This is a genomic window from Streptomyces sp. NPDC055239, from assembly GCF_053606205.1.
The window spans coordinates 317229-341272 of sequence record NZ_JBSGRD010000004.1 but is presented as its reverse complement, the minus strand read 5'-3'; the positions used below and the strand labels follow the sequence as shown (position 1 = coordinate 341272).

The window sequence follows — 24044 nt, the reverse complement described above, 5'->3', positions numbered from 1 at the left end:
GCCGGGCAACCGGCTGGGCACGCCGAAGGGGCGGCCCCTCAAAAGAGAGGGAGCCGCCCCTTCGACCAGCCAGTACTTACAGCCGGTGCCTACTTGCCGTCGAGCACGTCCTGGACCTTGCCGCGGACCTCGTCCGTGGCGAGGCCGCGGATCGTCAGCGTCGTACGGCGACGCAGGACGTCGTCCGCCGTCTCGGCCCACTCGTGGTCACGGGCGTAGACGACCTGCGCCCAGATCTCCGGGGCGTCCGGCGATACGCGCTCGGCGAGCTCCGGGTTCTCGTTCGCGATACGGGCGATGTCGAAGGAGAGCGAGCCGTAGTGCGTCGCCAGGTGCTTGGCGGTGTCCGCGGACATACGCGGACCGGGCGCCGGACCGTCGACGAGGAGGCGGTGTGCGACCGCGCGCGGGTTGGCGATGCCGGGCAGCGGCAGACGCTTCTGGAGCTGCGAGATCGGCTCGTAGTCGTCGCCGAGCGGGTGACCCGGCAGCGACTCCAGCTTCTTCATGACCGTACGACCGATGTGGCGGAAGGTCGTCCACTTGCCGCCCGCGACGGAGAGCATGCCGGCCGCGCCCTCGGTGACGACCGTCTCGCGCTTGGCCTTCGACGTGTCGCCGGGGCCGCCGGGCAGGACGCGCAGACCCGCGAAGGAGTACGTGATCAGGTCGCGGGACAGCTGCTGGTCGCGGATGGAGAACGCGGCCTCGTCCAGGATCTGCGTGGTGTCGGACTCGGTGACGCTCACGTCCGCCGGGTCGCCCTCGAACTCCTCGTCCGTCGTGCCGAGAAGGAGCATGTCCTCCCACGGCAGGGCGAACGTGATGCGGTACTTGTCGATCGGCGTGGCCAGCGCGGCCTTCCAGGGGGCGGTGCGCTTGAGGACCAGGTGCGCGCCCTTGGAGAGGCGGATGGAGGGGGCCGCGTCCGGGTTCTCCATCTTGCGCAGGTGGTCGACCCACGGGCCGGTCGCGTTGAGCACGAGGCGGGCGTTGACGCCGAACTCGTCGCCGCTCATGCGGTCCTTGAGCTCCGCGCCCGTGACCCGGCCCTTGGTGAAGCGCAGGCCCGTGACCTCGGCGTGGTTGAGGACGACGGCGCCGGCCTCGACGGCCGCGCGGACCGTCATCAGGGCCATGCGGGAGTCGTTCATCTGGTCGTCGCCGTACACGGCGACGGCCTTCAGGTTGTCCGTGCGCAGCTCCGGCACGTCCTGCGCGGCCTTCGAGGGGCTGAGCAGGTGGCCGACGCCGTCGCCGAAGGCGGAGAGCGCCGAGTAGGCGAAGACGCCCGCGCCCAGCTTGGCGGCGCCGTGCGGGCCGCCCTTGTAGACGGGCAGGTAGAAGGTGAGCGGGTTCGCCAGGTGGGGGGCCACCTGACGGGACACCGCGCGACGCTCGAAGTGGTTCTCCGCGACCAGCTTCACCGCGCCGGTCTGCAGGTAGCGCAGACCGCCGTGGAGCAGCTTGGAGGAGGCGGAGGAGGTGGCGCCGGCGAAGTCACCGGCGTCCACCAGGGCCACCCGCAGTCCCGACTGCGCGGCATGCCAGGCGGTGGAGATGCCCAGGATCCCGCCGCCGATCACCAGGAGGTCGTACGTCGCCTTGGAAAGCTGCTCCCGGGTCTCGGCGCGGCTCGGGTTGGAACCGGCAGCCGGATGCGTCCCGAGGGCAGGGACGCTCTGCAGGGTGGTCATGTTGATTACTCCTCGCCACTCTCATCGAGCCAACCCATGGACCGCTCGACGGCCTTGAGCCAGCTCTTGTACTCACGGGCACGGGTGTCCGCGTCCATGCTGGGTGTCCATTCCGCCGCCCGGCGCCAGTTGGCGCGCAGCTCGTCGGTGCCGGACCAGAAGCCGACGGCGAGACCGGCGGCGTAGGCGGCGCCGAGGCAGGTCGTCTCGGCCACCATCGGGCGCACCACCGGTGCGTCGAGGAAGTTCGAGAGCGTCTGCATCAGCAGGTTGTTGGAGGTCATGCCGCCGTCGACCTTGAGGGCCGTGAGCTCGACGCCGGAGTCCTTCGTCATGGCGTCGGTGATCTCACGGGTCTGCCAGGCCGTGGCCTCCAGGACGGCGCGCGCGATGTGCGCCTTGGTGACGTACCGGGTGAGACCGGTGATCACGCCGCGGGCGTCGGAGCGCCAGTACGGGGCGAAGAGGCCGGAGAAGGCCGGTACGAAGTAGGCGCCGCCGTTGTCCTCGACCGACGACGCGAGCGTCTCGATCTCGGCGGCGGAGTTGATCAGGCCCATCTGGTCGCGCATCCACTGCACGAGCGAACCGGTGACCGCGATGGAACCCTCGAGCGCGTAGACCGGCTTCTGGTCGCCGATCTGGTAGCCGACGGTGGTCAGCAGGCCCGAGTAGGAGTTGATGGCCGACTCACCGGTGTTCATCAGCATGAAGGTGCCGGTGCCGTACGTCGACTTGGCCTCGCCCTTGGCGAAACAGGTCTGGCCGAAGAGGGCCGCCTGCTGGTCGCCGAGCGCGGAGGCGACGGGGGTGCCGGGCAGGATCTCGCCGAGCTTGCCGCCGGTGACCTCGCCGTAGACCTCGGCGGAGGAGCGGATCTCGGGGAGCATCGCCATCGGCACGCCGATGGACTCGGCGATCGACTCGTCCCACTGCATGGTGTGCAGGTTCATCAGCATGGTGCGCGAGGCGTTGGTGACGTCGGTGACGTGCTTGCCGCCGTTGACACCGCCCGTCAGGTTCCAGATGACCCAGGAGTCCATGGTGCCGAAGAGGATGTCGCCCGCCTCGGCGCGCTCGCGCAGACCGTCGACGTTGTCGAGCAGCCAGCGGGCCTTCGGCCCGGCGAAGTAGCTGGCGAGCGGCAGGCCCGTCTGGCGGCGGAAGCGGTCCTGGCCGACGTTGCGGCCGAGCTCCTTGCACAGGGTGTCGGTACGGGTGTCCTGCCAGACGATGGCGTTGTGCACCGGCTCGCCGGTGTTCTTGTCCCAGAGCAGCGTGGTCTCACGCTGGTTGGTGATGCCGATCGCCTTGATGTCCTCGTGGGTGATGCCGGCCTTGGAGATGGCGCTGGCAACGACCTCCTGGACGTTCGTCCAGATCTCGCTCGCATCGTGCTCGACCCAGCCCGGCTTCGGGAAGATCTGCTCGTGCTCCTTCTGGTCGACCGAGACGATCCGGCCGTCCTTGTCGAAGACGATGCAGCGGCTCGAAGTGGTGCCCTGGTCGATGGCCGCGATGAAGGGGCCTGCGGTGTGTGCGTCGGTGCTCACGGTGTACTCCTGGTCTTCTTTGCTCTCGGCGGTCTTTCTGCGGCGGTCATCGGCGGTGCTCGCGGTCCTACTTGAACGCGAGGTTGTAGATGCCGCCGGCGATGGCGCCACCGATCAACGGGCCGACGATCGGCACCCATGCGTAGGCCCAGTCCGAGCTGCCCTTGTTCGGCAGCGGGAGGAGGGAGTGCACGATGCGCGGACCCAGGTCACGGACCGGGTTGATCGCGTAGCCCGTGGGGCCACCGAGCGAGAGGCCGATGCTCACCACGACGAGGGCGGTGATCAGCGCGCCGAGTGTGCCGATGCCGTTGCCGCCGTCGTTCAGGCCCTGGGTGAGGATCGCGAGGACCAGTACGACCGTCGCGATGATCTCGGTGAGCACGTTCTGCGCGTAGTTGCGGATCTCGGGTCCTGTGGCGAAGACGCCGAGCACCGGACCGGCCTTGGGAGCGGCCTTCTGGTCGACGAGACCCTCCTCCATCGGCTGCGCCGCGAGGATCTCCGGGTCCGTGAGGTGGGCCTTGAACTGACCCAGGTAGGCGAGCCAGACCAGGACGGCGCCGATGATCGCGCCGAGCAGCTGGGAGCCGAGGTAGAGCGGAACATCGCTCCACTTCGTGCCGCCCTCGATGGCCAGGCCGACGGTGACCGCCGGGTTGAGGTGGGCGCCTGACACGCCACCTGCCAGGTAGGCGCCGGTGAGCACCGCGAAGCCCCACCCGAAGGTGATCGCGAGCCAGCCGGCGTCCTTGGCCTTGGAGGCCTTGAGCGTGACGGCGGCGCAGACACCGCCGCCGAGCAGTACGAGAATGGCGGTACCGATGGTCTCGCCGATGAAGATGTCGGAGCTGGACACCCGCGACTCCTTTGTCCTTCGTCCAGGGGAAGGCGAACCCCGGGTCCCTCCGGTGGTCCGCGACCTCAGGTGAGGTCCTGCCGGCCCTTGGCCTTGTCACACTCTAACGCGTAATGCCGGTAGGTGTTCGACAATGCCGACCGATGGACGCGAGTCTCGCCCCGGGGTTACTCGCCCGTCAAGAGTTCTGTAATTGAAAATACGATCGTTATTGATCGTTCCGGGTTATCGGTCGCGGCAGGGGGCGCCACGGGGCGAAACACCGTCACACGATGATCGCGCGGAAGGGTCTCCGCTGCATGTCGAGCGGCTGGGGGCGTGCCCCGCAAAGGGCGCGGGGCACGCTCAGAAACGCCCGGCGCCCAGGTCCCGTGACACGGCGCGGGCGCAGTCCCGTACGGCCGCGATCAGATCGGGGCGCAGCTCCCCGTCCTTCTGGACGCGCTCCACCGCACCGGTGATGCCGACCGCGCCGACCGGCATGCGGCGCCGGTCGTGAATGGGGGCGGCCACGGAGGCGACGCCTTCCCAGGTCTCCTCGACGTCGGCGGCGTACCCGCGCGCGCGGGTCACGTCGAGGACGCCCTCGAAGTCGTCGGGGTCCACGACGGTGCGCGAGGTGAAGCTCTGCCACTCGGCCTCAGCGGCCTCGCTGTGCGCCACGGGGTCGTAGGCGGCGAGAACCTTGCCCAGGGCGGTGGAGTGCAGCGGATGCATCGCACCCACTTCCAGGACCTGGCGGCTGTCGTCGGGCCTGAAGACGTGGTGCACGATCAGGACGCCCCGCTGGTGCAGGACGCCGAGGTAGACGCTCTCGCCGCTGGAGCGGGCCAGGTCGTCCGTCCACACCAGGGCGCGGGCCCGCAGCTCGTGCACGTCCAGATAGCTGTTGCCCAGGCGCAGGAGCTCGGCGCCGAGCTGATAGCGGCCCGACGCGGACTCCTGTTCGACGAAGCCCTCGGCCTGCAAGGTGCGCAGAATGCCGTGAGCCGTGCCCTTGGCGAGGCCAAGGGCGGACGCGATCTCGGAGAGGCCGAGCCGTCGCTCTCCGCCCGCGAGCAGCCGCAGCATCGCGGCCGCCCGTTCGAGCGACTGGATGTTCCGTGCCATCGCAGCCCCTTCCTCCGTCCCCTCTGACTCCATGTTCGACAATGCTGAACACTATCGGTCGTTGCCGACCTCCCGCGACAGAGCGGCAGGCTGTGTTTGTCGTAGGTTCTCGCAAGTTCTCGCCGTTTCCCGCTGGGCCACGAGCTACACCTCCTTGCGGCGAGTGAACCGGCCACGCGTCCGCCCCGTGAACACTCCAGCGCTCTGGACCTTCGTCCGGCTACCCTGACCGGGTGCGCCTTCCACCGAAGCGCAAAGCCGACAGCCGTCGCACCTCAGGGAGCTCTTTCATGGCCTCGTTGCCGACCCCCTCGTCCGGTCCCTCGAACGGAACCCGGGCCGACGCCCTCCGCGAAGCCCTCGCCACCCGTGTGGTGGTGGCCGACGGTGCGATGGGCACCATGCTCCAGGCACAGGACCCCACTCTCGAGGACTTCCAGAACCTCGAGGGCTGTAACGAGATCCTGAACGTGACGCGCCCGGACATCGTCCGCTCGGTCCACGAGGAGTACTTCGCGGTCGGTGTGGACTGCGTGGAGACGAACACGTTCGGCACGAACTTCGCGGCCTTGAACGAGTACGACATCCCCGAGCGGAACTTCGAGCTCTCCGAGGCGGGCGCCCGCATCGCCCGCGAGGTCGCCGACGAGTTCACCGCGTCCACCGGCCAACAGCGCTGGGTCCTGGGCTCGATGGGTCCGGGCACCAAGCTGCCGACGCTGGGGCACGCCCCGTACACGGTCCTTCGCGACGCCTACCAGACCAACGCCGAAGGCATGATCGCGGGCGGCGCCGACGCCCTCCTGGTGGAGACCACCCAGGACCTCCTGCAGACCAAGTCCGCGATCCTGGGCGCCCGCCGCGCGCTGGACGCCACCGGCTCGAACCTCCCGCTGATCTGCTCGGTCACCGTCGAGACGACCGGCACGATGCTCCTCGGCTCGGAGATCGGCGCCGCGCTGACCGCCCTGGAGCCGCTGGGCATCGACATGATCGGCCTGAACTGCGCCACGGGCCCGGCCGAGATGAGCGAGCACCTGCGCTATCTGGCCCGCCACTCGCGCGTCCCGATCTCCTGCATGCCCAACGCGGGCCTGCCGGTCCTTGGCAAGAACGGCGCCCACTACCCGCTGACCGAGGCCGAGCTCGCCGACGCGCAGGAGACCTTCGTACGCGAGTACGGCCTCTCCCTGGTCGGCGGCTGCTGCGGTACGACCCCCGAGCACCTGCGCCAGGTCGTGGAGCGCGTCCGGGGTGTGGAGACGGTCCGCCGCGAGCCGCACCCCGAGCCCGGCGCCGCCTCGCTCTACCAGACCGTGCCCTTCCGCCAGGACACCGCGTACATGGCGATCGGCGAGCGCACGAACGCCAACGGCTCGAAGAAGTTCCGCGAGGCCATGCTGGAGGGCCGCTGGGACGACTGCGTGGAGATGGCCCGCGACCAGATCCGCGAGGGCGCCCACATGCTCGACCTGTGCGTCGACTACGTGGGCCGCGACGGCGTCAAGGACATGGCCGAGCTCGCGGGCCGCTTCGCCACCGCCTCCACCCTGCCCATCGTCCTGGACTCCACCGAACTGCCGGTGCTCCAGGCCGGGTTGGAGAAGCTGGGCGGCCGCGCCGTCATCAACTCCGTCAACTACGAGGACGGCGACGGCCCCGAGTCGCGCTTCGCGAAGGTCACCGCCCTTGCCAAGGAGCACGGCGCCGCGCTGATCGCCCTGACCATCGACGAGGAGGGTCAGGCCCGCACCGTCGAGCACAAGGTCGCCATCGCCGAGCGCCTCATCGACGACCTGACGGGCAACTGGGGCATCCACGAGTCGGACATCCTCATCGACGCCCTGACCTTCACCATCTGCACCGGTCAGGAGGAGTCCCGCAAGGACGGCATCGCCACCATCGAGGCGATCCGCGAGCTCAAGCGCCGCCACCCGGACGTGCAGACCACCCTGGGCCTCTCGAACATCTCCTTCGGCCTCAACCCGGCCGCCCGCGTCGTCCTCAACTCCGTCTTCCTGGACGAGTGCGTCAAGGCGGGCCTGGACTCGGCGATCGTGCACGCCTCCAAGATCCTGCCCATCGCGCGCCTGGAGGAGGAGCAGGTCAAGGCCGCCCACGACCTGATCTACGACCGCCGCGAAGAGGGCTACGACCCCCTGCAGAAGCTCATGGAGCTCTTCGAGGGCGTCAACATGAAGTCGATGAAGGAGGGCAAGGCCGAGGAGCTCCTCGCCCTGCCCCTGGACGAGCGGCTGCAGCGCCGCATCATCGACGGCGAGAAGAAGGGCCTGGAGGCAGACCTCGACGAGGCCCTGCTGACCCGCCCGGCTCTCGACATCGTCAACGACACCCTCCTTGAGGGCATGAAGGTCGTCGGCGAACTGTTCGGATCCGGCCAGATGCAGCTGCCCTTCGTGCTGCAGTCCGCCGAGGTCATGAAGACCGCGGTCGCCCACCTGGAACCGCACATGGAGAAGTCGGACTCCGAGGGCAAGGGCACCATCGTCCTGGCCACCGTGCGCGGCGACGTCCACGACATCGGCAAGAACCTCGTCGACATCATCCTGTCCAACAACGGCTACAACGTGGTCAACCTCGGCATCAAGCAGCCGGTCGCCGCGATCCTGGACGCCGCGGCCGAGCACCGCGCGGACGTGATCGGCATGTCGGGCCTCCTGGTGAAGTCGACCGTGATCATGAAGGAGAACCTGGAGGAGCTCAACCAGCGCAAGATGGCCGCAGACTTCCCCGTCATCCTCGGCGGTGCCGCGCTCACCCGCGCCTACGTCGAGCAGGACCTCCACGAGATCTACGAGGGCGAGGTCCGCTACGCCCGCGACGCCTTCGAGGGCCTGCGCCTGATGGACGCCCTCATCGCGGTCAAGCGCGGCGTCCCCGGCGCCACACTGCCCGAACTGAAGCAGCGCCGCGTGCCCAAGCGGGACACCCCCGTCCTGGAGGTCAGCGAGGAAGAGGGCCCCGCCCGCTCGGACACCTCCGTCGACAACCCCGTGCCCACCCCGCCGTTCTGGGGCACCCGCGTGGTCAAGGGCATCCAGCTCAAGGAGTACGCCTCCTGGCTCGACGAGGGCGCCCTGTTCAAGGGCCAGTGGGGCCTCAAGCAGGCCCGCAAGGGCGACGGGCCCACCTACGAGGAGCTCGTCGAGACGGAGGGACGCCCCCACCTGCGCGGCTGGCTGGACGAGCTGCACACCAAGAACATGCTGGAGGCGGCCGTCGTCTACGGCTACTTCCCCTGCGTCTCCAAGGGCGACGACCTGATCATCCTGGACGACGAGGGCAACGAGCGCACCCGCTTCACCTTCCCGCGCCAGCGCCGCGGCCGGCGCCTGTGCCTCGCGGACTTCTTCCGCCCCGAGGAGTCCGGCGAGAAGGACGTGGTCGGCCTCCAGGTCGTCACCGTCGGCTCGAAGATCGGCGAGGCCACCGCGAAGCTCTTCGAGGCCGACTCCTACCGCGACTACCTCGAACTGCACGGCCTGTCCGTGCAGCTGGCCGAGGCCCTCGCCGAGTACTGGCACGCGCGCGTGCGCGCCGAACTCGGCTTCGGCGGCGAGGACCCCGCCGACGTCGAGGACATGTTCGACCTGAAGTACCGCGGCGCGCGCTTCTCGCTCGGCTACGGCGCCTGCCCCGACCTGGAGGACCGCGCGAAGATCGCCGAGCTCCTGGAGCCGGAGCGGATCGGAGTGCAGCTCTCCGAGGAGTTCCAGCTCCACCCGGAGCAGTCCACGGACGCCATCGTCATCCACCACCCCGAGGCGAAATACTTCAACGCGCGCTAAGCCGACAAGTCGTACACTTGTCGGTCCAGTGCAGGCCGGTTGCTCACCCGTCAGAAGGGAGCAACCGGCCTTCTCGTCCCTCACGGAGGTGTGCCCGGATGACCAGTACGGTTCCCGCGCTCGATACCCGAACGGCCGAAGGCTCCGACCTCCAGGCGGTGCTCCTCGACATGGACGGAACACTCGTGGACACCGAGGGATTCTGGTGGGACGCCGAGGTCGCGGTGTTCGCCGCACTCGGGCACACGCTCGACGAGGCCTGGCGCGACGTCGTCGTCGGCGGGCCGATGACCCGCAGCGCCGGATTCCTCATCGCGTCCACCGGGGCCGACATCACGGTGCCCGAGCTGACCGTGCTGCTCAACGACGGCTTCGAGGACCGCATCGGCCGCGCCCTGCCGATGATGCCGGGAGCCGCCAGGCTGCTCGCCGAACTCGCCGCGCACGAGGTGCCGATGGCACTGGTCTCCGCGTCGCACCGGCGCATCATCGACCGCGTGCTCGACTCGATCGGATCCCACCACTTCACGCTGACGATCGCGGGCGACGAGGTGACCCGGACCAAGCCGCACCCCGATCCCTATCTCCTCGCGGCAGCGGGGGTTGGGGCAGAACCGGCCAGATGTGCCGTCATCGAGGACACCGCGACCGGCGTCGCCGCGGCCGAGGCCGCGGGCTGCCGAGTGGTGGCCGTGCCGTCCGTCGCGCCCATCGCGGCGGCGACCGGCAGGACCGTCGTCCCGTCCCTCGAACACGTCAACCTGCCTTTCCTACAAGGTCTGATGGCCGGAAAGTGCTGAGCGGTTGAAGGTGTGACCTTTCCCACTTCACGGGGGGTCGACAGCCGGTCAAGGCTGTGTCGGAACGCCGATTTGCGCGAGTTGTGGAGTGGTGTTGTGTCCCGATTGAGGGGAACCTGACGAAACCTTCCCGTGTCGGGTTATCGGTGTGTCCGCGCCCGGTTTCGCTGCGTGATTGGGGGGCAACTCCGGTACCTTCCGGCCCTCCTGGCGGCGCGGACTAATGTCTTCGCGAGAACATCGCCACACCCCACGGTCCGACTGACCCCACCCCTCGTTGTCGGTCCGCACGGGACCAACAGCTCTGGAGAACGTCGAGCATGAACCGTAAGACTTTGGTGCTGCCTGCCTTGGTAGGTCTGCTCGCTCCCGCGCTCGCGGCGTGCGGCGGGGCGGACAGTGGGGGAGACGACGCGATCGCTGTCGGCACCACGGACGTGTTCTCCACCTCGCCCGAGGTTCCGGCCCCCTTCGACCCGGCGTTCGCCTATGACGCGGGCTCCTGGAACATCCTGCGCCAGACGGTCCAGACGCTGATGGCGTCGCCGCGCGGCGACGGAGAGCCGGAGCCCGACGCCGCCCAGAAGTGCGGCTTCACCGACACCGGCAACGAGCGCTACGAGTGCACGCTGCGCAAGGGCCTGACGTTCGCCGACGGCAAGCCGCTGACCGCCAACGATGTGAAGTTCTCCATCGAGCGGGTGCGGGACATGAAGATCAAGGACTCCACCGGCTCCTCCAGCCTGATGGCCAACGTCGACGCGATCGAGACCGAGGGCGACCGGGGCATCGTCTTCCACCTCAAGAGCGCCGACGCGACGTTCCCGTACAAGCTGGCCACGCCCGTCGCGGGTGTCGTCAGCTCGGAGCACTACGGCAAGAGGAAGCTGCGCGACGGCTTCGACATCGACGGCTCGGGCCCGTACACCGCCAAGCAGGAGGTCAAGGGCAACACCCTCGTCAAGACGGTGTTCTCCAAGAACCCCAACTACAAGGGCGCGTACAAGCCCAAGAGCGACGAGATCGAGCTGCGCGACTACGCCTCCACCGAGGCCATGGGCAAGGCCCTCAAGGACGGCGACATCGACATGATGACGCGCACCATGTCGCCGGAGCAGATCAAGCAGCTCGACACGGACCCGGGCAAGGACATCGACCTGGTCGAGACGCCGGGCCTCGAGATCCGCTACATCGGCTTCAACACGGACGCCACCACCGTCAAGTCCAAGGCGGTCCGCCAGGCCATGGCGCAGGTCGTCGACCGCGGCGCCCTCGCGGCCGGTGTCTACGGCGACGCGGCCGAGCCGCTCTACTCCCTGGTGCCGGCCACGGTCGTGGGCCACACCAACTCGTTCTTCAACAAGTACGGCAACCCGAGCACGGCCAAGGCCCGCAACCTGCTGCAGAAGGCCGACATCAGCACGCCGGTCAAGCTCACCCTGCACTACACGACGGACCACTACGGACCGGGCACCAAGAAGGAATTCCAGGTCCTGCAGAAGCAGCTCAACGACACCGGCCTGTTCGACGTGTCGATCAAGGGCGAGGGCTGGACCACCTTCCGCCCCGCCGAGCAGAAGGGCGCGTACGACGTCTACGGAATGGGCTGGTTCCCCGACTTCCCGGACCCCGACAGCTTCGTCGCGCCGTTCCTCGACAAGGGCAACTTCCTCAACTCGCCGTACGCGAACCCCGTCATCATCGACGAGCTGATCCCGCACTCGCGCCGTGAGGCGGACCGCCTCTCCGCCGCCAAGAGCATCCAGAAGATCCAGGACATCGTCGCCGAGGACGTGCCGTTCATTCCCCTCTGGCAGGGTAAGCAGTACATCGCCGCCCGCGACGACATCACGGGCGTCGAGTGGGCCCTGAACTCGGCATCGAGCCTGCAGCTGTGGGAGCTCGGCCGCGGTGTGAGCGACTAGTCCTCGCGCACACCCGCACAAGCCTCGCCGGGCTTCGCTCCACCGATTGACATCAACGACAAGGCACGTTCGTGAATTTGCGTAACCAGTGGCTGGCCCTTTCCCTCACGGGAGGGCTGGCCACCGCCCTGCTGACCGGCTGCGGAACAGAATCCGGCGGAGCGGGAGCGGACGGTGACGCGGTGGTGATGGGGATGTCGGACGACGTCGTGGCCACCGACCCGGCTTCGGGCTACGACCCCGGGTCGTGGCTCCTGTTCAACAACGTCTTCCAGTCCCTGATGAGCTTCCCCAGCGGGGCCACGGAGCCGGAGCCCGAGGCCGCCGAGGAGTGCGGCTTCACAGGATCGGGGACCAAGGTCTTCGAGTGCACGCTGCGCGACGGCCTGAAGTTCAGCAACGGCGACGCGCTGACCGCGAAGGACGTCAAGTTCTCCTTCGACCGCATGATGAAGATGAACGACCGGGCCGGTCCGGCGATCATGTTCCCGATGCTCGACCGCGTCGAGACGCCGAACGCCAAGAAGGTCGTCTTCAAGCTCAAGTACGCCGACGCCACCTTCCCCAGCAAGATCGCGTCCGGTGCCGGATCCATCGTCGACCACGCGTCGTACGACATGGACCGGCTGCGCGGCGACGGTCAGGCCACGGGTTCGGGGCCGTACAAGCTCGACTCCTTCAACGAGGATCAGGCGGTGTTCTCGGTCAACCCCGAGTACAAGGGCACCGCCAGGGTGAAGAACAAGGGCGTCACCCTCAAGTTCTTCCACGACGACCAGAAGGGCCTGAAGAAGGCACTCCTGGACGACAAGATCGACATCGCGTACCGGGGCCTCGCCTCCGACGACGTCGCGGACATCGAGCAGGACACCTCCGACGCGAGCCAGAACATCGACGTCGTCGAGGGCACGAGCGCCGAGGCGCAGCACCTGGTCTTCAACATGAAGGACCCGGTCGTGGGCAAGCTGGGCGTCCGCAAGGCCATGGCATACCTGCTCGACAGGGACGCCCTGGTCAGAGACGTCTACCGGGACACGGCGACGCCGCTGTACTCGATCGTCCCGGCCGGGATCGGCGGTCACGACACCGCCTTCTTCGACACCTACGGCGCCCGCCCGCAGCGCTCCAAGGCCGCGGCGGCCCTGCGCGACGAGGGCCTGAGCGGCAAGGTCGAGCTCACCCTCTGGTCCACGCCCTCGCGCTACGGCCCTGCCACCGACCAGGAGCTGAAGACGATAGCCAAGCAGCTCAACGCGAGCGGACTCTTCGACGCCGACGTGAAGTCGGTCCCGTTCAGCCAGTACGAGCAGGACATCAAGTCCGGCAAGTACGGCGTGTACGTCAAGGGCTGGGTGCCGGACTACCCGGATCCGGACAACTTCACGCAGCCGTTCTTCGGCAAGGGCAACGTCCTCGGCAACGGTTACCGGAACAGCGACATCACCGGGAAGATCATCCCCGGCACCGCCGCCGAGACCGACCGCACCAGGACCGACGACGACTACGCGCGGCTCCAGGACACCGTCGCCGACGAACTGCCGATCCTGCCCGTCTGGCAGGCCAAGCAGTACGCCGTCATCCGCGACGACGTGTACGGCGTGGAGTCGTGCCTCGACGCGTCGACGGTGTTCCGCTTCTGGGAACTCAGCAAGGCCTGATCGCTCGCACGGACTGTATGAAGGCGGCCGCCCCTCCCGGGGCGGCCGCCTTCATACGTCTTGCCGTACGGCTGTCACTGGGCGCCGGGTCGCACCAGACCGCTCTCGTACGCGTACACGGCGGCCTGCACCCGGTCGCGCAGCCCGAGCTTCGTGAGCACATGACCCACGTGCGTCTTGACGGTCGTCTCGCTCACGAACAGGTCCGCCGCGATCTCCGCGTTGGACAGGCCGCGCGCCACCAGCTTGAGGACCTCGACCTCCCGCTCGGTGAGCGTGTGCAAGGTGTCCGGCACCGGCTCGTCGCCCGACGGGAGATGCCCCGCGTACTTGTCGAGGAGCCTGCGCGTGATGCTCGGCGCGAGCATCGCCTCGCCCGAGGCGACCACACGGATCGCCTGTACGAGCTCGATCGCCGGGGCGTCCTTGAGCAGGAAGCCACTGGCACCCGCCCGCAGCGCCTCCACCACGTACTCGTCGAGGTCGAAAGTGGTCAGGACCAGAACCTTCGCTGGTCCGTCCCGGCCAGGCCCGGTGATCTGCCGGGTCGCCTCGACACCGTCCATCCTCGGCATACGGATGTCCATCAGGACCACATCCGGCTGCAGCGCCCGCACCTGGTCGAGAGCCTGCAGGCCGTCCCCGGCCTCGCCGACGACCGCGACATCCTGCTCGGCCTCCAGAATCATCCGGAACCCGGTGCGCAGCAGTGGCTGGTCGTCGACCAGTAGGACACGGATCGCCACGTAACTCTCCTTCGCTAGCCCGGGGCCATTCTGCCCTGCGTGTCCTCTTCCGACTCGGGCACCCTCACAGCAAGGGGGTACGGCGGGGGAGTCCCACCGAATTCGGGACAAACGGCCTGATGGTCGCACCAACCGCAGAGTTTCGTCGGCCGGGGCCGCCAGTCACCGCTCTCGGTGGCGAGCGTGATCGCCTCCCACAGGGCGTGCAGCTTCCGCTCGACCTGCTCGAGGTCCTCGGTCCTCGGGTCGTACGTGATGACGTCCCCGCTGCCCAGATAGACGAGCTGGAGGCGGCGCGGGACCACACCCTTCAGGCGCCACACCACCAGGGCGTAGAACTTCATCTGGAAGAGCGCGCCCTCGGAGTACTCGGGGCGGGGGGCCTTGCCCGTCTTGTAGTCGACGATCCGCACCTCGCCGGTGGGCGCCACGTCCACGCGGTCGATGATGCCGCGCAGCTTCAGGCCCGAGTCCAGCTCCGCCTGCACGAACAGCTCACGCTCGGCGGGCTCCAGACGGGTCGGGTCCTCCAGGGTGAACCACCGCTCGACGAGCTTCTCCGCGTCCGCGAGCCAGCGAGTGAGCCGCTCCCCCTGCTCGTCGTCGGCGAACAGCTCCGTCAGCTCCGGCCTCGCCTCGCGCAGACGGTCCCACTGACCCGGGATCAGGGCCTTGGCGCGCGGCGCCGTCCGCTCGCCCGCGGGCGCGTCGAAGAGCCGCTCCAGGACGGCGTGCACCAGCGTGCCGCGGGTCGCCGCCTCGCTCGGCTTCTCCGGCAGCTTGTCGATCACCCGGAACCTGTAGAGCAACGGGCACTGCATGAAGTCACTGGCGCGCGAGGGCGACAGGGACGCCGGGCGCACGGCCTTCACGGCACCCTCGGTGCTGGTTTCCATGAGGACAGACCCTACGACCCGCCACTGACAACGGCCGCATACCATCGACGACAGACCCTCTCGCCCTGCATGATCGTGCGTGTACCGCGCCGGACAGGGGCGAGGGACGCTTCGAACAAGGGGACATCGTGGACGAGAGCGCCGGGAGCGGCAGGCCGCAGCCCGACGGGACGGACGGTCGGCGGCCGGAGGCCCCAGACGGCTCCGGCCACTCGGAATCGTCACGTCCGGTGGACACGGCCGACTCCGAGAGCGGAGAGGGTGCGCAGGGCGCCCGGCCCCGGACCCCTGAGGAAGCACCCCGGCAGGCGCCCGAGGAGACGGGGCGCCCCGCTGAGGAGCCCGCGCGTCCCGGCGACCGCCTCACGAAGACCCCGCACGACGGGAAGAACCCGCACGACACGCCCGGGACGAACCCGCACGACACCCATCCCGAGTTCGCGCACGCCACCCATGGCCCCGCGCCCAAGAAGACCCCGCCCAAGGGGAAGAAGGGACCCGGGGGAGGGCTGCTCATGGGGCGGCCCTTCGGCGTGCCCGTGTACGTGGCACCGAGCTGGTTCCTCGTCGCCGCCCTCATCACCTGGGTCTTCGGCGGCCAGCTCGACCGCGTCCTGCCCGAACTCGGCGCCGCCCGCTATCTCGTCTCGCTCTTCTTCGCCGTCGCCTTCTACGCCTCCGTGCTCGTCCACGAACTGGCCCACACCGTCGTCGCCCTGCGCTACAAGCTGCCGGTGCGCCGCATCCAGCTGCAGTTCTTCGGCGGCGTATCGGAGATCGAGAAGGAGTCGGAGACACCGGGACGCGAGTTCGTCCTCGCCTTCGTGGGCCCGCTGCTCTCCCTGGTCCTCTCGGGCGTCTTCTACGCGGGCATGCGCGCCGTCGAGCCCGGCACCGTGCCCGGCGTCCTGCTCGCGGGCCTGATGATCTCGAACCTCATCGTCGCCGCCTTCAACCTCCTGCCGGGCCTGCCCCTGGACGGCGGCCGCATGCTCCGCGCCGTCGTCTGGAAGATCACCGGCAAGCCCATGAGCGGCACGATCGCCGCAGCCTGGGTCGGCCGCGCGCTCGCCATCTCCGTCCTGATCGGCCTGCCCCTCCTCAACCAGTCCGGCGCGCTCGGCGGCGAGACCCAGGACATCGGCGGCATGGACACCGTCATGGACGCCCTGCTCGCCGCGATCCTCGCCGCGATCATCTGGACCGGCGCGGGCAACAGCCTCCGCATGGCCCGTCTGCGCGAACACCTGCCCGAGCTTCGCGCCCGTGCACTGACCCGCCGCGCGGTGCCCGTCGGGACCAGCACCCCGCTCTCCGAAGCGCTGCGCCGCGCCAACGACGCCGGGGCAAGGGCCCTCGTCGTGGTCGACGCCGACGGCGACCCCATGTCCGTGGTGCGCGAGGCGGCCATCGTCGGCGTGCCCGAGCACCGCCGCCCCTGGGTCACCGTCAGCGGCCTCGCCCAGGACATCACCGAGGGCATGCGGATCTCCGCCGAGCTCGCGGGCGAGGAACTCCTCGACACCCTCCGGGCGACCCCCGCCACGGAGTACCTCGTGGTCGAGGCCTCCGGCGAGATCTACGGAGTGCTCTCCGCCGCCGACGTGGAGCGTGCCTTCGTCAAGGCGATGGCCCGCCCCAGCTGACACCCACCCTGGTCCCCGGCCCCCGCGGGGGCCGGTAGGCTGGTCACATGTCCGAACCGACCGGTGCCGCCCGCCGACGCGGGCCCTTCAAGGTCGGGGACCAGGTTCAGCTCACCGACCCCAAGGGCCGCCACTACACGTTCACGCTCGAGGCCGGGAAGAACTTCCACACCCACAAGGGTTCCTTCCCCCACGACGAGCTGATCGGTGCTCCCGAGGGCAGCGTTGTCCGCACCACGGGAAACGTCGCCTACCTCGCGCTGCGCCCCCTGCTCCCCGACTATGTCCTGTCCATGCCCCGCGGCGCCGCCGTGGTCTACCCCAAGGACGCGGGGCAGATCCTGGCCTTCGCCGACATCTTCCCCGGCGCCCGCGTCGTCGAGGCGGGTGTGGGCTCAGGCTCGCTCAGCAGCTTCCTCCTGCGCGCCATCGGCGACCAGGGAATGCTGCACTCGTACGAGCGCCGCGAGGACTTCGCCGAGATCGCCCAGCAGAACGTGGAGCGCTACTTCGGCGCCCCGCACCCCGCCTGGCAGCTCACCGTCGGAGACCTCCAGGACAACCTGAGCGACACCGACGTCGACCGCGTCATCCTCGACATGCTCGCCCCCTGGGAGTGCCTGGACGTCGTCTCCAAGGCGCTGGTCCCCGGCGGCATCCTCTGCTGCTACGTGGCGACCACCACCCAGCTCGCGAGGACCGTCGAGTCCATCCGCGAGATCGGCGGCTTCAACGAGCCGACCGCCTGGGAATCGATGATCCGCAACTGGCACGTCGAGGGCCTCGCCGTCCGCCCCGACCACCGCATGATCGGGCACACCGGCTTCCTGCTCACCGCCCGCCGCCTCGCGGACGGCGTCGAGCCGCCCATGCGCCGCCGCCGCCCCTCCAAGGGCGCCTACGGCGACGACTACACAGGCCCGAACGCCGGCGGCGGCACTCCCCGCGCGGAGAGCTGAGAACCCCGCGGGTGCCGATACCCGCGTACCACCGTTGAACGCAGCGGCGCCGCCGCCGAGTTCCCCCTTCACCCGGGGAACTCGGCGGCGGCGCCTTTTCGTTCATGCCAGGTCAGTTCACGCCGGTCCGTTCATCGACCCCGGTGTTCCGCCGCACTGTGAGGTATGGCACGATGCTGGCCACCTCCCCCACCGGCACAGCCCTCACAGGAGACACTCCTAGTGCAGCACCCAGCCGTCCCGGAACTGGCACACAACACCACCCGCCCCATCCACTGGCTGGCCACCGCGGCCGCGCTCGCCGCCGTCATCGCGGGCTCGTCCTTCCTGCAGCCCGATCCCGCGAACGCCGCCCAGCCGGCCTCCAAGCCGTCGGGCAAGACCGCGGCGGCCCCCGCGCCCGCCCCGGATCCGGCCACCGTCACGTACCCCATCACCTGCGGCAACGTAAAACCCGTCGTCAAGAAGAAGGCCTCCGGGGACCTCGACGGGGACGGCAGCCCCGAGACCGTCGCCGTGGTGCACTGCGCCGCCGGATCGGGCACGCCGCCCGACGGCGTGTACGTCGTCACGCGCGCCACCGGAGGCAAACCCCGGATCGTCGCCACCCTCGTCGACCCGAAGGACCGCCAGAACGTCAGCGACTTCGCCGTACGCGCCGGCGTGATCACTGCCACGCTCCACGGCTACTCGACACCGGACGTGCCCAGCTGCTGCCCGGACCTCAAGGACGAGGCCAAGTGGCAATGGAAGGACGGCACGTTCGCCCGGTCCACGCCCGTCGGGGCTCACAGCGTGTGACGGCGGAGCCATGAAGAACTCAGCCATGAAGAGGGGCCTGTGCCCGCCGGTCGACGGCGGGCACAGGCCCCTCTTCATGGCTTCATCGCCGAGTCACCGATGAGCTCGCGACCTCACGCCGCGTCGGGGCCGTAGACCTCCACGCTGTCCGAAACACGACGTACGTGGATGCAGTCGCCCGGGCACTCCTTCGCCGAGTCCGCCACGTCACGCAGAAGCGTCAGCGGAACGGGCGTTGTGGCGCCCGGCGTCTGCAGGAGCTCGTCGTCGCCGCTCTTCACATAGGCCAGACCGTCGATGTCCAGCTCGAAGACCTCGGGCGCGTACTGGGCGCAGATGCCGTCGCCGGTACAGAGGTCCTGGTCGATCCAGACCTCCAGGAGATCGCGCCCCTCAGGGCCGGTCCCAGCCTCGTTCTGCACGGTCATTTCTCCTGCCGATCGCTGCGTCGGGCGAACCGACTTGAGGACAAGTCGGGCCAGCCCTGACGGGTGTTGAACGCTTCGACGATACAACCGCCCGCTTTCCGATGTTGTTGGGTGGGTATCCACCTGGTGTGAGGGAGAGCGCAAGGGTGAAGATCGGACACACCTCGACCGTCTTTGTGATCTAGGGGTTTCAATCGACACCCACCCAGGTAGGGTCTGGAAGCGTCCAGCTCCCCTTGGAGGAGGTGAGGACCGTGGCAGCCCACGACGACGACATCAACCGCGGCATCCGGCCGGGGCGAGGGTCTGAGGACCCCGCCGGTCAGGTTGCCTATCTCGAGCAGGAAATCGCCGTCCTGCGACGTAAGCTCGCCGACTCTCCGCGTCATACGAGGATTCTCGAAGAGCGGATCGTCGAGCTGCAGACAAATCTGGCCGGCGTATCCGCACAGAACGAGCGGCTCGCCAACACGCTCCGTGAGGCCCGCGACCAGATCGTGGCCCTCAAGGAGGAAGTCGACCGGCTCGCGCAGCCGCCGGCCGGCTTCGGAGTCTTCCTCATGGCTAATGAGGACGGCACGGCCGACATCTTCACCGGGGGCCGCAAGCTCCGGGTGAACGTCAGCCCCAGCGTCGAGCTCGAAGAGCTCAGGCGCGGCCAGGAACTCATGTTGAACGAAGCGCTCAACGTGGTCGAGGCCATGGAGTACGAGAGCGTCGGGGACATCGTCACCCTCAAGGAGATCCTTGAGGACGGCGAGCGTGCCCTGGTGGTCGGGCACACCGACGAGGAGCGAGTGGTGCGGCTCGCCGAACCACTCCTCGACGTCACCATCCGCCCCGGCGACGCACTCCTGCTCGAACCCCGCTCCGGGTACGTCTACGAAGTGGTTCCCAAGAGCGAGGTCGAAGAGCTCGTCCTCGAAGAGGTACCGGACATCGGCTACGAGCAGATCGGCGGCCTGGGCAACCAGATCGAGCTGATCCGCGACGCCGTCGAACTCCCCTACCTCTACCCGGACCTCTTCAGGGAGCACGAACTGCGGCCGCCCAAGGGCGTCCTGCTGTACGGGCCCCCCGGCTGCGGCAAGACACTGATCGCGAAGGCCGTCGCCAACTCCCTTGCCAAGAAGGTCGCCGAGGTGACCGGGGCGGCACAGGGGAAGAGCTTCTTCCTCAACATCAAGGGCCCCGAGCTCCTCAACAAGTACGTCGGCGAGACCGAGCGTCACATCCGCCTGGTCTTCCAGCGTGCGAGGGAGAAGGCGAGCGAGGGAACCCCCGTCATCGTCTTCTTCGACGAGATGGAATCCCTCTTCCGCACCCGCGGATCCGGAGTCAGCTCGGACGTGGAGAACACCATCGTCCCCCAGCTGCTCGCCGAGATCGACGGCGTGGAAGGCCTGGAGAACGTCATCGTCATCGGCGCCTCCAACCGCGAGGACATGATCGACCCCGCGATCCTGCGGCCCGGACGACTCGACGTCAAGATCAAGATCGAGCGCCCCGACGCCCAGGCGGCGAAGGACATCTTCGCCAAGTACCTCACCGAGCGGCTCCCGCTGCACGCGGACGACCTCGCCGAACACAGCGCCGACCGGCGCACCACCGTGGACGGCATGATCCAGTCCGTCGTGGAACAGATGTACGCGGAGTCCGAGGAGAACCGCTTCCTCGAGGTGACGTACGCCAACGGCGACAAGGAAGTCCTGTACTTCAAGGACTTCAACTCGGGCGCCATGATCGAGAACATCGTCGGACGTGCCAAGAAGATGGCCATCAAGGCCTTCCTCGACGCCAACCAGAAGGGCATCAGGGTCTCCCACCTCCTCCAGGCTTGCATCGACGAGTTCAAGGAGAACGAGGACCTGCCCAACACCACCAACCCGGACGACTGGGCCCGCATCTCCGGCAAGAAGGGCGAACGGATCGTCTACATCCGTACGCTCGTCACCGGAAAGCAGGGCGCGGACACCGGACGCTCCATCGACACGGTGGCCAACACCGGTCAGTACCTGTAGAAGACAGGGCGGCTGCGGGTGTCCTTCGTGGGTACCCGCAGCTGTCTGTTTTTCAATGAAGGCAATGATCTCCCCACCAGCGCAAAGGCGCTCTAGGCTCTTCGGTACCGCCGAGTCGCGCAGTGCGGGGACGGGCACCGCACACGCACCGGAGAACCAGCGGTACTTGAGCGCCGCACCCGAACGGGAGCGCCGCCGGGCAAGGAGGGCCGCATGACCGTACGGCGAGTAATGGGCATCGAGACGGAGTACGGCATCTCCGTCCCCGGCCACCCGAACGCCAATGCCATGCTCACCTCGTCCCAGATCGTCAACGCCTATGCCGCGGCGATGCACCGGGCGCGACGCGCCCGCTGGGACTTCGAGGAGGAGAATCCGCTGCGGGACGCACGGGGCTTCGACCTCGCACGTGAGACCGCCGATGCCAGTCAGCTCACGGACGAGGACATCGGTCTCGCCAATGTGATCCTCACCAACGGGGCGCGCCTCTACGTGGACCACGCGCACCCCGAGTACAGCTCACCCGAGGTCACCAATCCCTGGGACGCCGTCCTGTGGGACAAGGCCGGCGAACGCATCATGGCGGAGGCGGCCGAGCGGGCCGCGCAGCTGCCGGGTGCCCAGCCGATCCACCTCTACAAGAACAACACCGACAACAAGGGTGCCTCGTACGGCACGCACGAGAACTATCTGATGAAAAGGGAAACCCCCTTCTCGGACATCGTGCGCCACCTGACGCCGTTCTTCGTCTCCCGGCAGGTCGTCACGGGCGCGGGACGCGTCGGCATCGGCCAGGACGGGCACGAACACGGCTTCCAGCTCAGCCAGCGCTCCGACTACTTCGAGGTCGAGGTCGGCCTGGAGACCACCCTCAAGCGGCCCATCATCAACACCCGGGACGAGCCGCACTCCGACGCGGAGAAGTACCGCCGCCTGCACGTCATCATCGGCGACGCGAACCTCTCCGAGATCTCGACCTATCTCAAGCTCGGTACCACGTCCCTGGTTCTCGCCATGATCGAGGACGGCTTCATCGCGGTGGATCTCGCCGTCGACCAGCCCGTGCGCACCCTGCACCAGGTCTCCCACGACCCGACGCTCAAGCGCCTCATCACGCTCCGTAGCGGCCGGACACTCACCGCCGTACAGCTCCAGATGGAGTACTTCGAGCTGGCCCGCAAGTATGTGGAGGAGCGGTACGGCTCCGACGCCGACGAGCAGACCAAGGACATTCTCAGTCGCTGGGAAGACGTCCTCGGCCGCCTGGAGAGCGACCCGATGAGCCTCTCCGGAGAGCTCGACTGGGTCGCCAAGCGAGAACTCATGGAGGGCTACCGCCGCCGTGACGGCCTCGACTGGGACGCGGCGCGGCTGCACCTGGTCGACCTTCAGTACGCGGACGTACGGCCCGACAAGGGCCTCTACAACCGTCTGGTGGCCCGGGGCAAGATGAAGCGCCTCCTGGAGGAGCCTCAGGTCGAGCGCGCCCAGACGAAGCCTCCTGAGGACACCCGCGCGTACTTCCGCGGCCGCTGCCTGGAGCAGTACGCGGACGACGTGGCCGCGGCCTCCTGGGATTCGGTCATCTTCGACCTGCCGGGCCGCGACTCCCTCCAGCGTGTGCCCACACTGGAACCGCTGCGCGGCACGAGGAACCACGTCAAGGAACTGCTCGACCGCTGCCGTACGGCAGAGGACCTAGTACGGGTGCTCTCCGGAGGCTGAAAGACCCGGCGTGTGGGAATCATCGAGGTGGTCCCCGGACGTTGCAGTAACTACGGGGCCGATGTCAGACCTGGCTTATAGGGTCTGATCAAGTGCATCGAACCGAACGAGCGGGGTGAGGTAGATGGCGACCAAGGACACCGGCGGCGGACAGCAGAAGGCGACGCGTTCCACCGAGGAGGTCGAGGAGCAGACAGAGGAAGCACAGGGCTCCGAAGACCTCAAGGAGCGCCAGGAGAAGTTGAGCGACGACGTGGACTCCGTCCTCGACGAAATCGATGATGTGCTCGAAGAGAATGCCGAGGACTTTGTGCGCTCATTTGTGCAAAAGGGCGGGCAATAGCGGGCATGTCGGGTGAGGGTGCGTGCGGTGCCGGCAATGCGTGACGGATTGCCGGGCCGCTGCTCAAGCGCCTCAGCCGTTCATGTGGATCACTGCCAAGAGCCGGGTAGGGTCCCTTCGTACTGTGCTTCAACTGCATTCCGGCCATCGGCAAGTTGGGAGACGATCCCGGCACCGTCCGCCGTGCGGCCGCATACCTGGAAGGAAACGCGTGGAAGCCAACACTCGTAGCACCGGGCGTCTACCGGCTGCCTTCCTGACGCCTGGGTCCTCGTCCTTCATGGACTTTCTGTCCGAGCATCAGCCAGAGATCCTGCCAGGCAATCGGCAGTTGCCGCCCACGCAGGGTGTGATCGAGGCGCCGCACGGCACGACGATCGTGGCGACGACGTTCCCCGGTGGCGTGGTGCTCGCCGGTGACCGGCGGGCGACCATGGGCAATGTCATCGCGCAGCGCGACATCGAGAAGGTCTTCCCGGCCGACGAGTACTCGGCCGTGGGCATCGCCGGCACCGCCGGTCTCGCCGTGGAGATGGTCAAGCTCTTCCAGCTGGAGCTCGAGCACTTCGAGAAGGTCGAGGGTGCCACGCTCTCCCTGGAGGGCAAGGCGAACCGGCTTTCCACGATGATCCGGTCGAACCTGGGCATGGCCATGCAGGGCCTGGCCGTCGTCCCGCTCTTCGCGGGGTACGACGTGGACCGCGAGAAGGGCCGCATCTTCTCGTACGACGTCACGGGCGGACGCTCCGAGGAGCACGGCTTCGCGGCCACCGGCTCCGGCTCGGTCTTCGCGCGTGGTGCGATGAAGAAGCTCTACCGCAAGGACCTGTCGGAACAGGAAGCCACGACGCTCGTCGTCCAGGCGTTGTACGACGCCGCGGACGACGACTCGGCGACGGGTGGTCCCGATGTCGCTCGCCGCATCTATCCGATCGTCACTGTGATCTCCGACGAGGGTTTCCGGAGGCTGGGAGATGAGGAGTCTTCCGAGATCGCCCGCTCGATCCTCGAGCGGCGCATGGAGCAGCCCGACGGCCCGCGGGCCTCGCTGCTCTGATCGATCCGTAT

Annotated in this window: 18 protein-coding genes and 1 pseudogene; 12 read left to right on the top strand and 7 right to left on the bottom strand. The window is 68.2% G+C overall.

Annotated elements, in window-relative coordinates; translation table 11 throughout:
* Nucleotides 1-89: 89 nt before the first annotated feature.
* From ACWFRJ_RS17020 to ACWFRJ_RS17005, 4 genes are all read right to left on the bottom strand, one after another.
* On the bottom strand, nt 90-1697 hold the full coding sequence (locus tag ACWFRJ_RS17020; RefSeq protein WP_453530506.1) for an FAD-dependent oxidoreductase: 1608 nt from the start codon (nt 1695-1697) through the stop codon (nt 90-92).
* A 5-nt stretch (nt 1698-1702) separates the two neighbouring features.
* Nucleotides 1703-3250, bottom strand: a complete 1548-nt coding sequence (glpK, locus tag ACWFRJ_RS17015) for a glycerol kinase GlpK (protein WP_453530504.1) — start codon at nt 3248-3250, stop codon at nt 1703-1705.
* Nucleotides 3251-3317: 67 nt separating this feature from the next.
* Nucleotides 3318-4109 (bottom strand): MIP/aquaporin family protein, encoded by a 792-nt coding sequence (locus ACWFRJ_RS17010; protein ID WP_453530502.1) that lies wholly within the window; start codon nt 4107-4109, stop codon nt 3318-3320.
* A gap of 345 nt (nt 4110-4454) precedes the next feature.
* Nucleotides 4455-5219: an IclR family transcriptional regulator gene (locus ACWFRJ_RS17005; RefSeq protein WP_453530499.1), complete on the bottom strand. Its 765-nt coding sequence runs from the start codon at nt 5217-5219 to the stop codon at nt 4455-4457.
* 290 nt (nt 5220-5509) lie between these two features.
* Between ACWFRJ_RS17005 and metH the strand changes: the two genes are divergently transcribed.
* The 4 genes from metH to ACWFRJ_RS16985 all read left to right on the top strand — a co-directional run bounded on the left by metH (nt 5510) and on the right by ACWFRJ_RS16985 (nt 13411).
* The gene (metH, locus tag ACWFRJ_RS17000) at nt 5510-9028 is read left to right on the top strand and encodes a methionine synthase (RefSeq protein WP_453530496.1); all 3519 of its coding nucleotides are present in this window, start codon (nt 5510-5512) and stop codon (nt 9026-9028) included.
* A 98-nt stretch (nt 9029-9126) separates the two neighbouring features.
* Nucleotides 9127-9828 carry an HAD-IA family hydrolase gene (locus tag ACWFRJ_RS16995; protein ID WP_453530493.1) on the top strand — a complete coding sequence of 234 codons (702 nt, stop codon included), beginning with the start codon at nt 9127-9129 and terminating at the stop codon, nt 9826-9828.
* 320 nt (nt 9829-10148) lie between these two features.
* Nucleotides 10149-11753: an ABC transporter substrate-binding protein gene (locus ACWFRJ_RS16990; RefSeq protein ID WP_453530490.1), complete on the top strand. Its 1605-nt coding sequence runs from the start codon at nt 10149-10151 to the stop codon at nt 11751-11753.
* A 71-nt stretch (nt 11754-11824) separates the two neighbouring features.
* Nucleotides 11825-13411 carry an ABC transporter substrate-binding protein gene (locus ACWFRJ_RS16985; RefSeq protein WP_453530487.1) on the top strand — a complete coding sequence of 529 codons (1587 nt, stop codon included), beginning with the start codon at nt 11825-11827 and terminating at the stop codon, nt 13409-13411.
* 74 nt (nt 13412-13485) lie between these two features.
* Here the strand turns inward: ACWFRJ_RS16985 and ACWFRJ_RS16980 are convergent, their stop codons facing one another.
* Together ACWFRJ_RS16980 and ACWFRJ_RS16975 are read right to left on the bottom strand one after the other, a co-directional pair.
* Nucleotides 13486-14157 carry a response regulator gene (locus ACWFRJ_RS16980; RefSeq protein WP_453530484.1) on the bottom strand — a complete coding sequence of 224 codons (672 nt, stop codon included), beginning with the start codon at nt 14155-14157 and terminating at the stop codon, nt 13486-13488.
* Between the two features lie 14 nt (nt 14158-14171).
* Nucleotides 14172-15053, bottom strand: coding sequence for a RecB family exonuclease (locus ACWFRJ_RS16975; RefSeq protein WP_453530481.1), 882 nt, complete (start codon nt 15051-15053; stop codon nt 14172-14174).
* Nucleotides 15054-15181: 128 nt separating this feature from the next.
* Between ACWFRJ_RS16975 and ACWFRJ_RS16970 the strand changes: the two genes are divergently transcribed.
* From ACWFRJ_RS16970 to ACWFRJ_RS16960, 3 genes are all read left to right on the top strand, one after another.
* Nucleotides 15182-16699: a site-2 protease family protein gene (locus tag ACWFRJ_RS16970; RefSeq protein WP_453530478.1), complete on the top strand. Its 1518-nt coding sequence runs from the start codon at nt 15182-15184 to the stop codon at nt 16697-16699.
* Nucleotides 16700-16746: 47 nt separating this feature from the next.
* Nucleotides 16747-17658, top strand: a complete 912-nt coding sequence (locus ACWFRJ_RS16965; protein ID WP_453530475.1) for a tRNA (adenine-N1)-methyltransferase — start codon at nt 16747-16749, stop codon at nt 17656-17658.
* A gap of 222 nt (nt 17659-17880) precedes the next feature.
* On the top strand, nt 17881-18459 hold the full coding sequence (locus tag ACWFRJ_RS16960) for a hypothetical protein (RefSeq protein ID WP_453530472.1): 579 nt from the start codon (nt 17881-17883) through the stop codon (nt 18457-18459).
* 113 nt (nt 18460-18572) lie between these two features.
* Here the strand turns inward: ACWFRJ_RS16960 and ACWFRJ_RS16955 are convergent, their stop codons facing one another.
* Complete coding sequence (locus ACWFRJ_RS16955) at nt 18573-18887, bottom strand: ferredoxin (protein WP_344520703.1); 315 nt, start codon at nt 18885-18887, stop codon at nt 18573-18575.
* 254 nt (nt 18888-19141) lie between these two features.
* On the opposite strand from ACWFRJ_RS16955, the gene arc reads away from it, so the two are divergent.
* The 5 genes and pseudogenes from arc to prcB all read left to right on the top strand — a co-directional run bounded on the left by arc (nt 19142) and on the right by prcB (nt 24033).
* Nucleotides 19142-20908: a proteasome ATPase gene (gene arc / locus ACWFRJ_RS16950; protein WP_453530469.1), complete on the top strand. Its 1767-nt coding sequence runs from the start codon at nt 19142-19144 to the stop codon at nt 20906-20908.
* A 213-nt stretch (nt 20909-21121) separates the two neighbouring features.
* A complete protein-coding gene (gene dop / locus ACWFRJ_RS16945; protein ID WP_383285296.1) occupies nt 21122-22633 on the top strand; it encodes a depupylase/deamidase Dop in 1512 nt (503 codons plus the stop codon).
* Nucleotides 22634-22757: 124 nt separating this feature from the next.
* On the top strand, nt 22758-22976 hold the full coding sequence (locus ACWFRJ_RS16940; protein WP_249590985.1) for a ubiquitin-like protein Pup: 219 nt from the start codon (nt 22758-22760) through the stop codon (nt 22974-22976).
* Between the two features lie 60 nt (nt 22977-23036).
* A pseudogene (locus tag ACWFRJ_RS16935) lies at nt 23037-23236 on the top strand (endonuclease domain-containing protein); the annotation flags it as partial.
* On the top strand, nt 23188-24033 hold the full coding sequence (prcB, locus tag ACWFRJ_RS16930; protein ID WP_453530465.1) for a proteasome subunit beta: 846 nt from the start codon (nt 23188-23190) through the stop codon (nt 24031-24033). The pseudogene ACWFRJ_RS16935 and the gene prcB, both read left to right, overlap by 49 nt.
* Nucleotides 24034-24044 lie beyond the last annotated feature (11 nt).

Coding starts and splice junctions, on each gene's coding strand:
- ACWFRJ_RS16995 (WP_453530493.1), top strand. CDS start 9,127: ATGACCAGTACGGTTCCCGCGCTCGATACCCGAACGGCCGAAGGCTCC.
- ACWFRJ_RS16955 (WP_344520703.1), bottom strand. CDS start 18,887: ATGACCGTGCAGAACGAGGCTGGGACCGGCCCTGAGGGGCGCGATCTC.
- ACWFRJ_RS16965 (WP_453530475.1), top strand. CDS start 16,747: ATGTCCGAACCGACCGGTGCCGCCCGCCGACGCGGGCCCTTCAAGGTC.
- ACWFRJ_RS16975 (WP_453530481.1), bottom strand. CDS start 15,053: ATGGAAACCAGCACCGAGGGTGCCGTGAAGGCCGTGCGCCCGGCGTCC.
- ACWFRJ_RS16940 (WP_249590985.1), top strand. CDS start 22,758: ATGGCGACCAAGGACACCGGCGGCGGACAGCAGAAGGCGACGCGTTCC.
- dop (WP_383285296.1), top strand. CDS start 21,122: ATGACCGTACGGCGAGTAATGGGCATCGAGACGGAGTACGGCATCTCC.
- ACWFRJ_RS17020 (WP_453530506.1), bottom strand. CDS start 1,697: ATGACCACCCTGCAGAGCGTCCCTGCCCTCGGGACGCATCCGGCTGCC.
- ACWFRJ_RS17005 (WP_453530499.1), bottom strand. CDS start 5,219: ATGGCACGGAACATCCAGTCGCTCGAACGGGCGGCCGCGATGCTGCGG.
- ACWFRJ_RS16990 (WP_453530490.1), top strand. CDS start 10,149: ATGAACCGTAAGACTTTGGTGCTGCCTGCCTTGGTAGGTCTGCTCGCT.
- metH (WP_453530496.1), top strand. CDS start 5,510: ATGGCCTCGTTGCCGACCCCCTCGTCCGGTCCCTCGAACGGAACCCGG.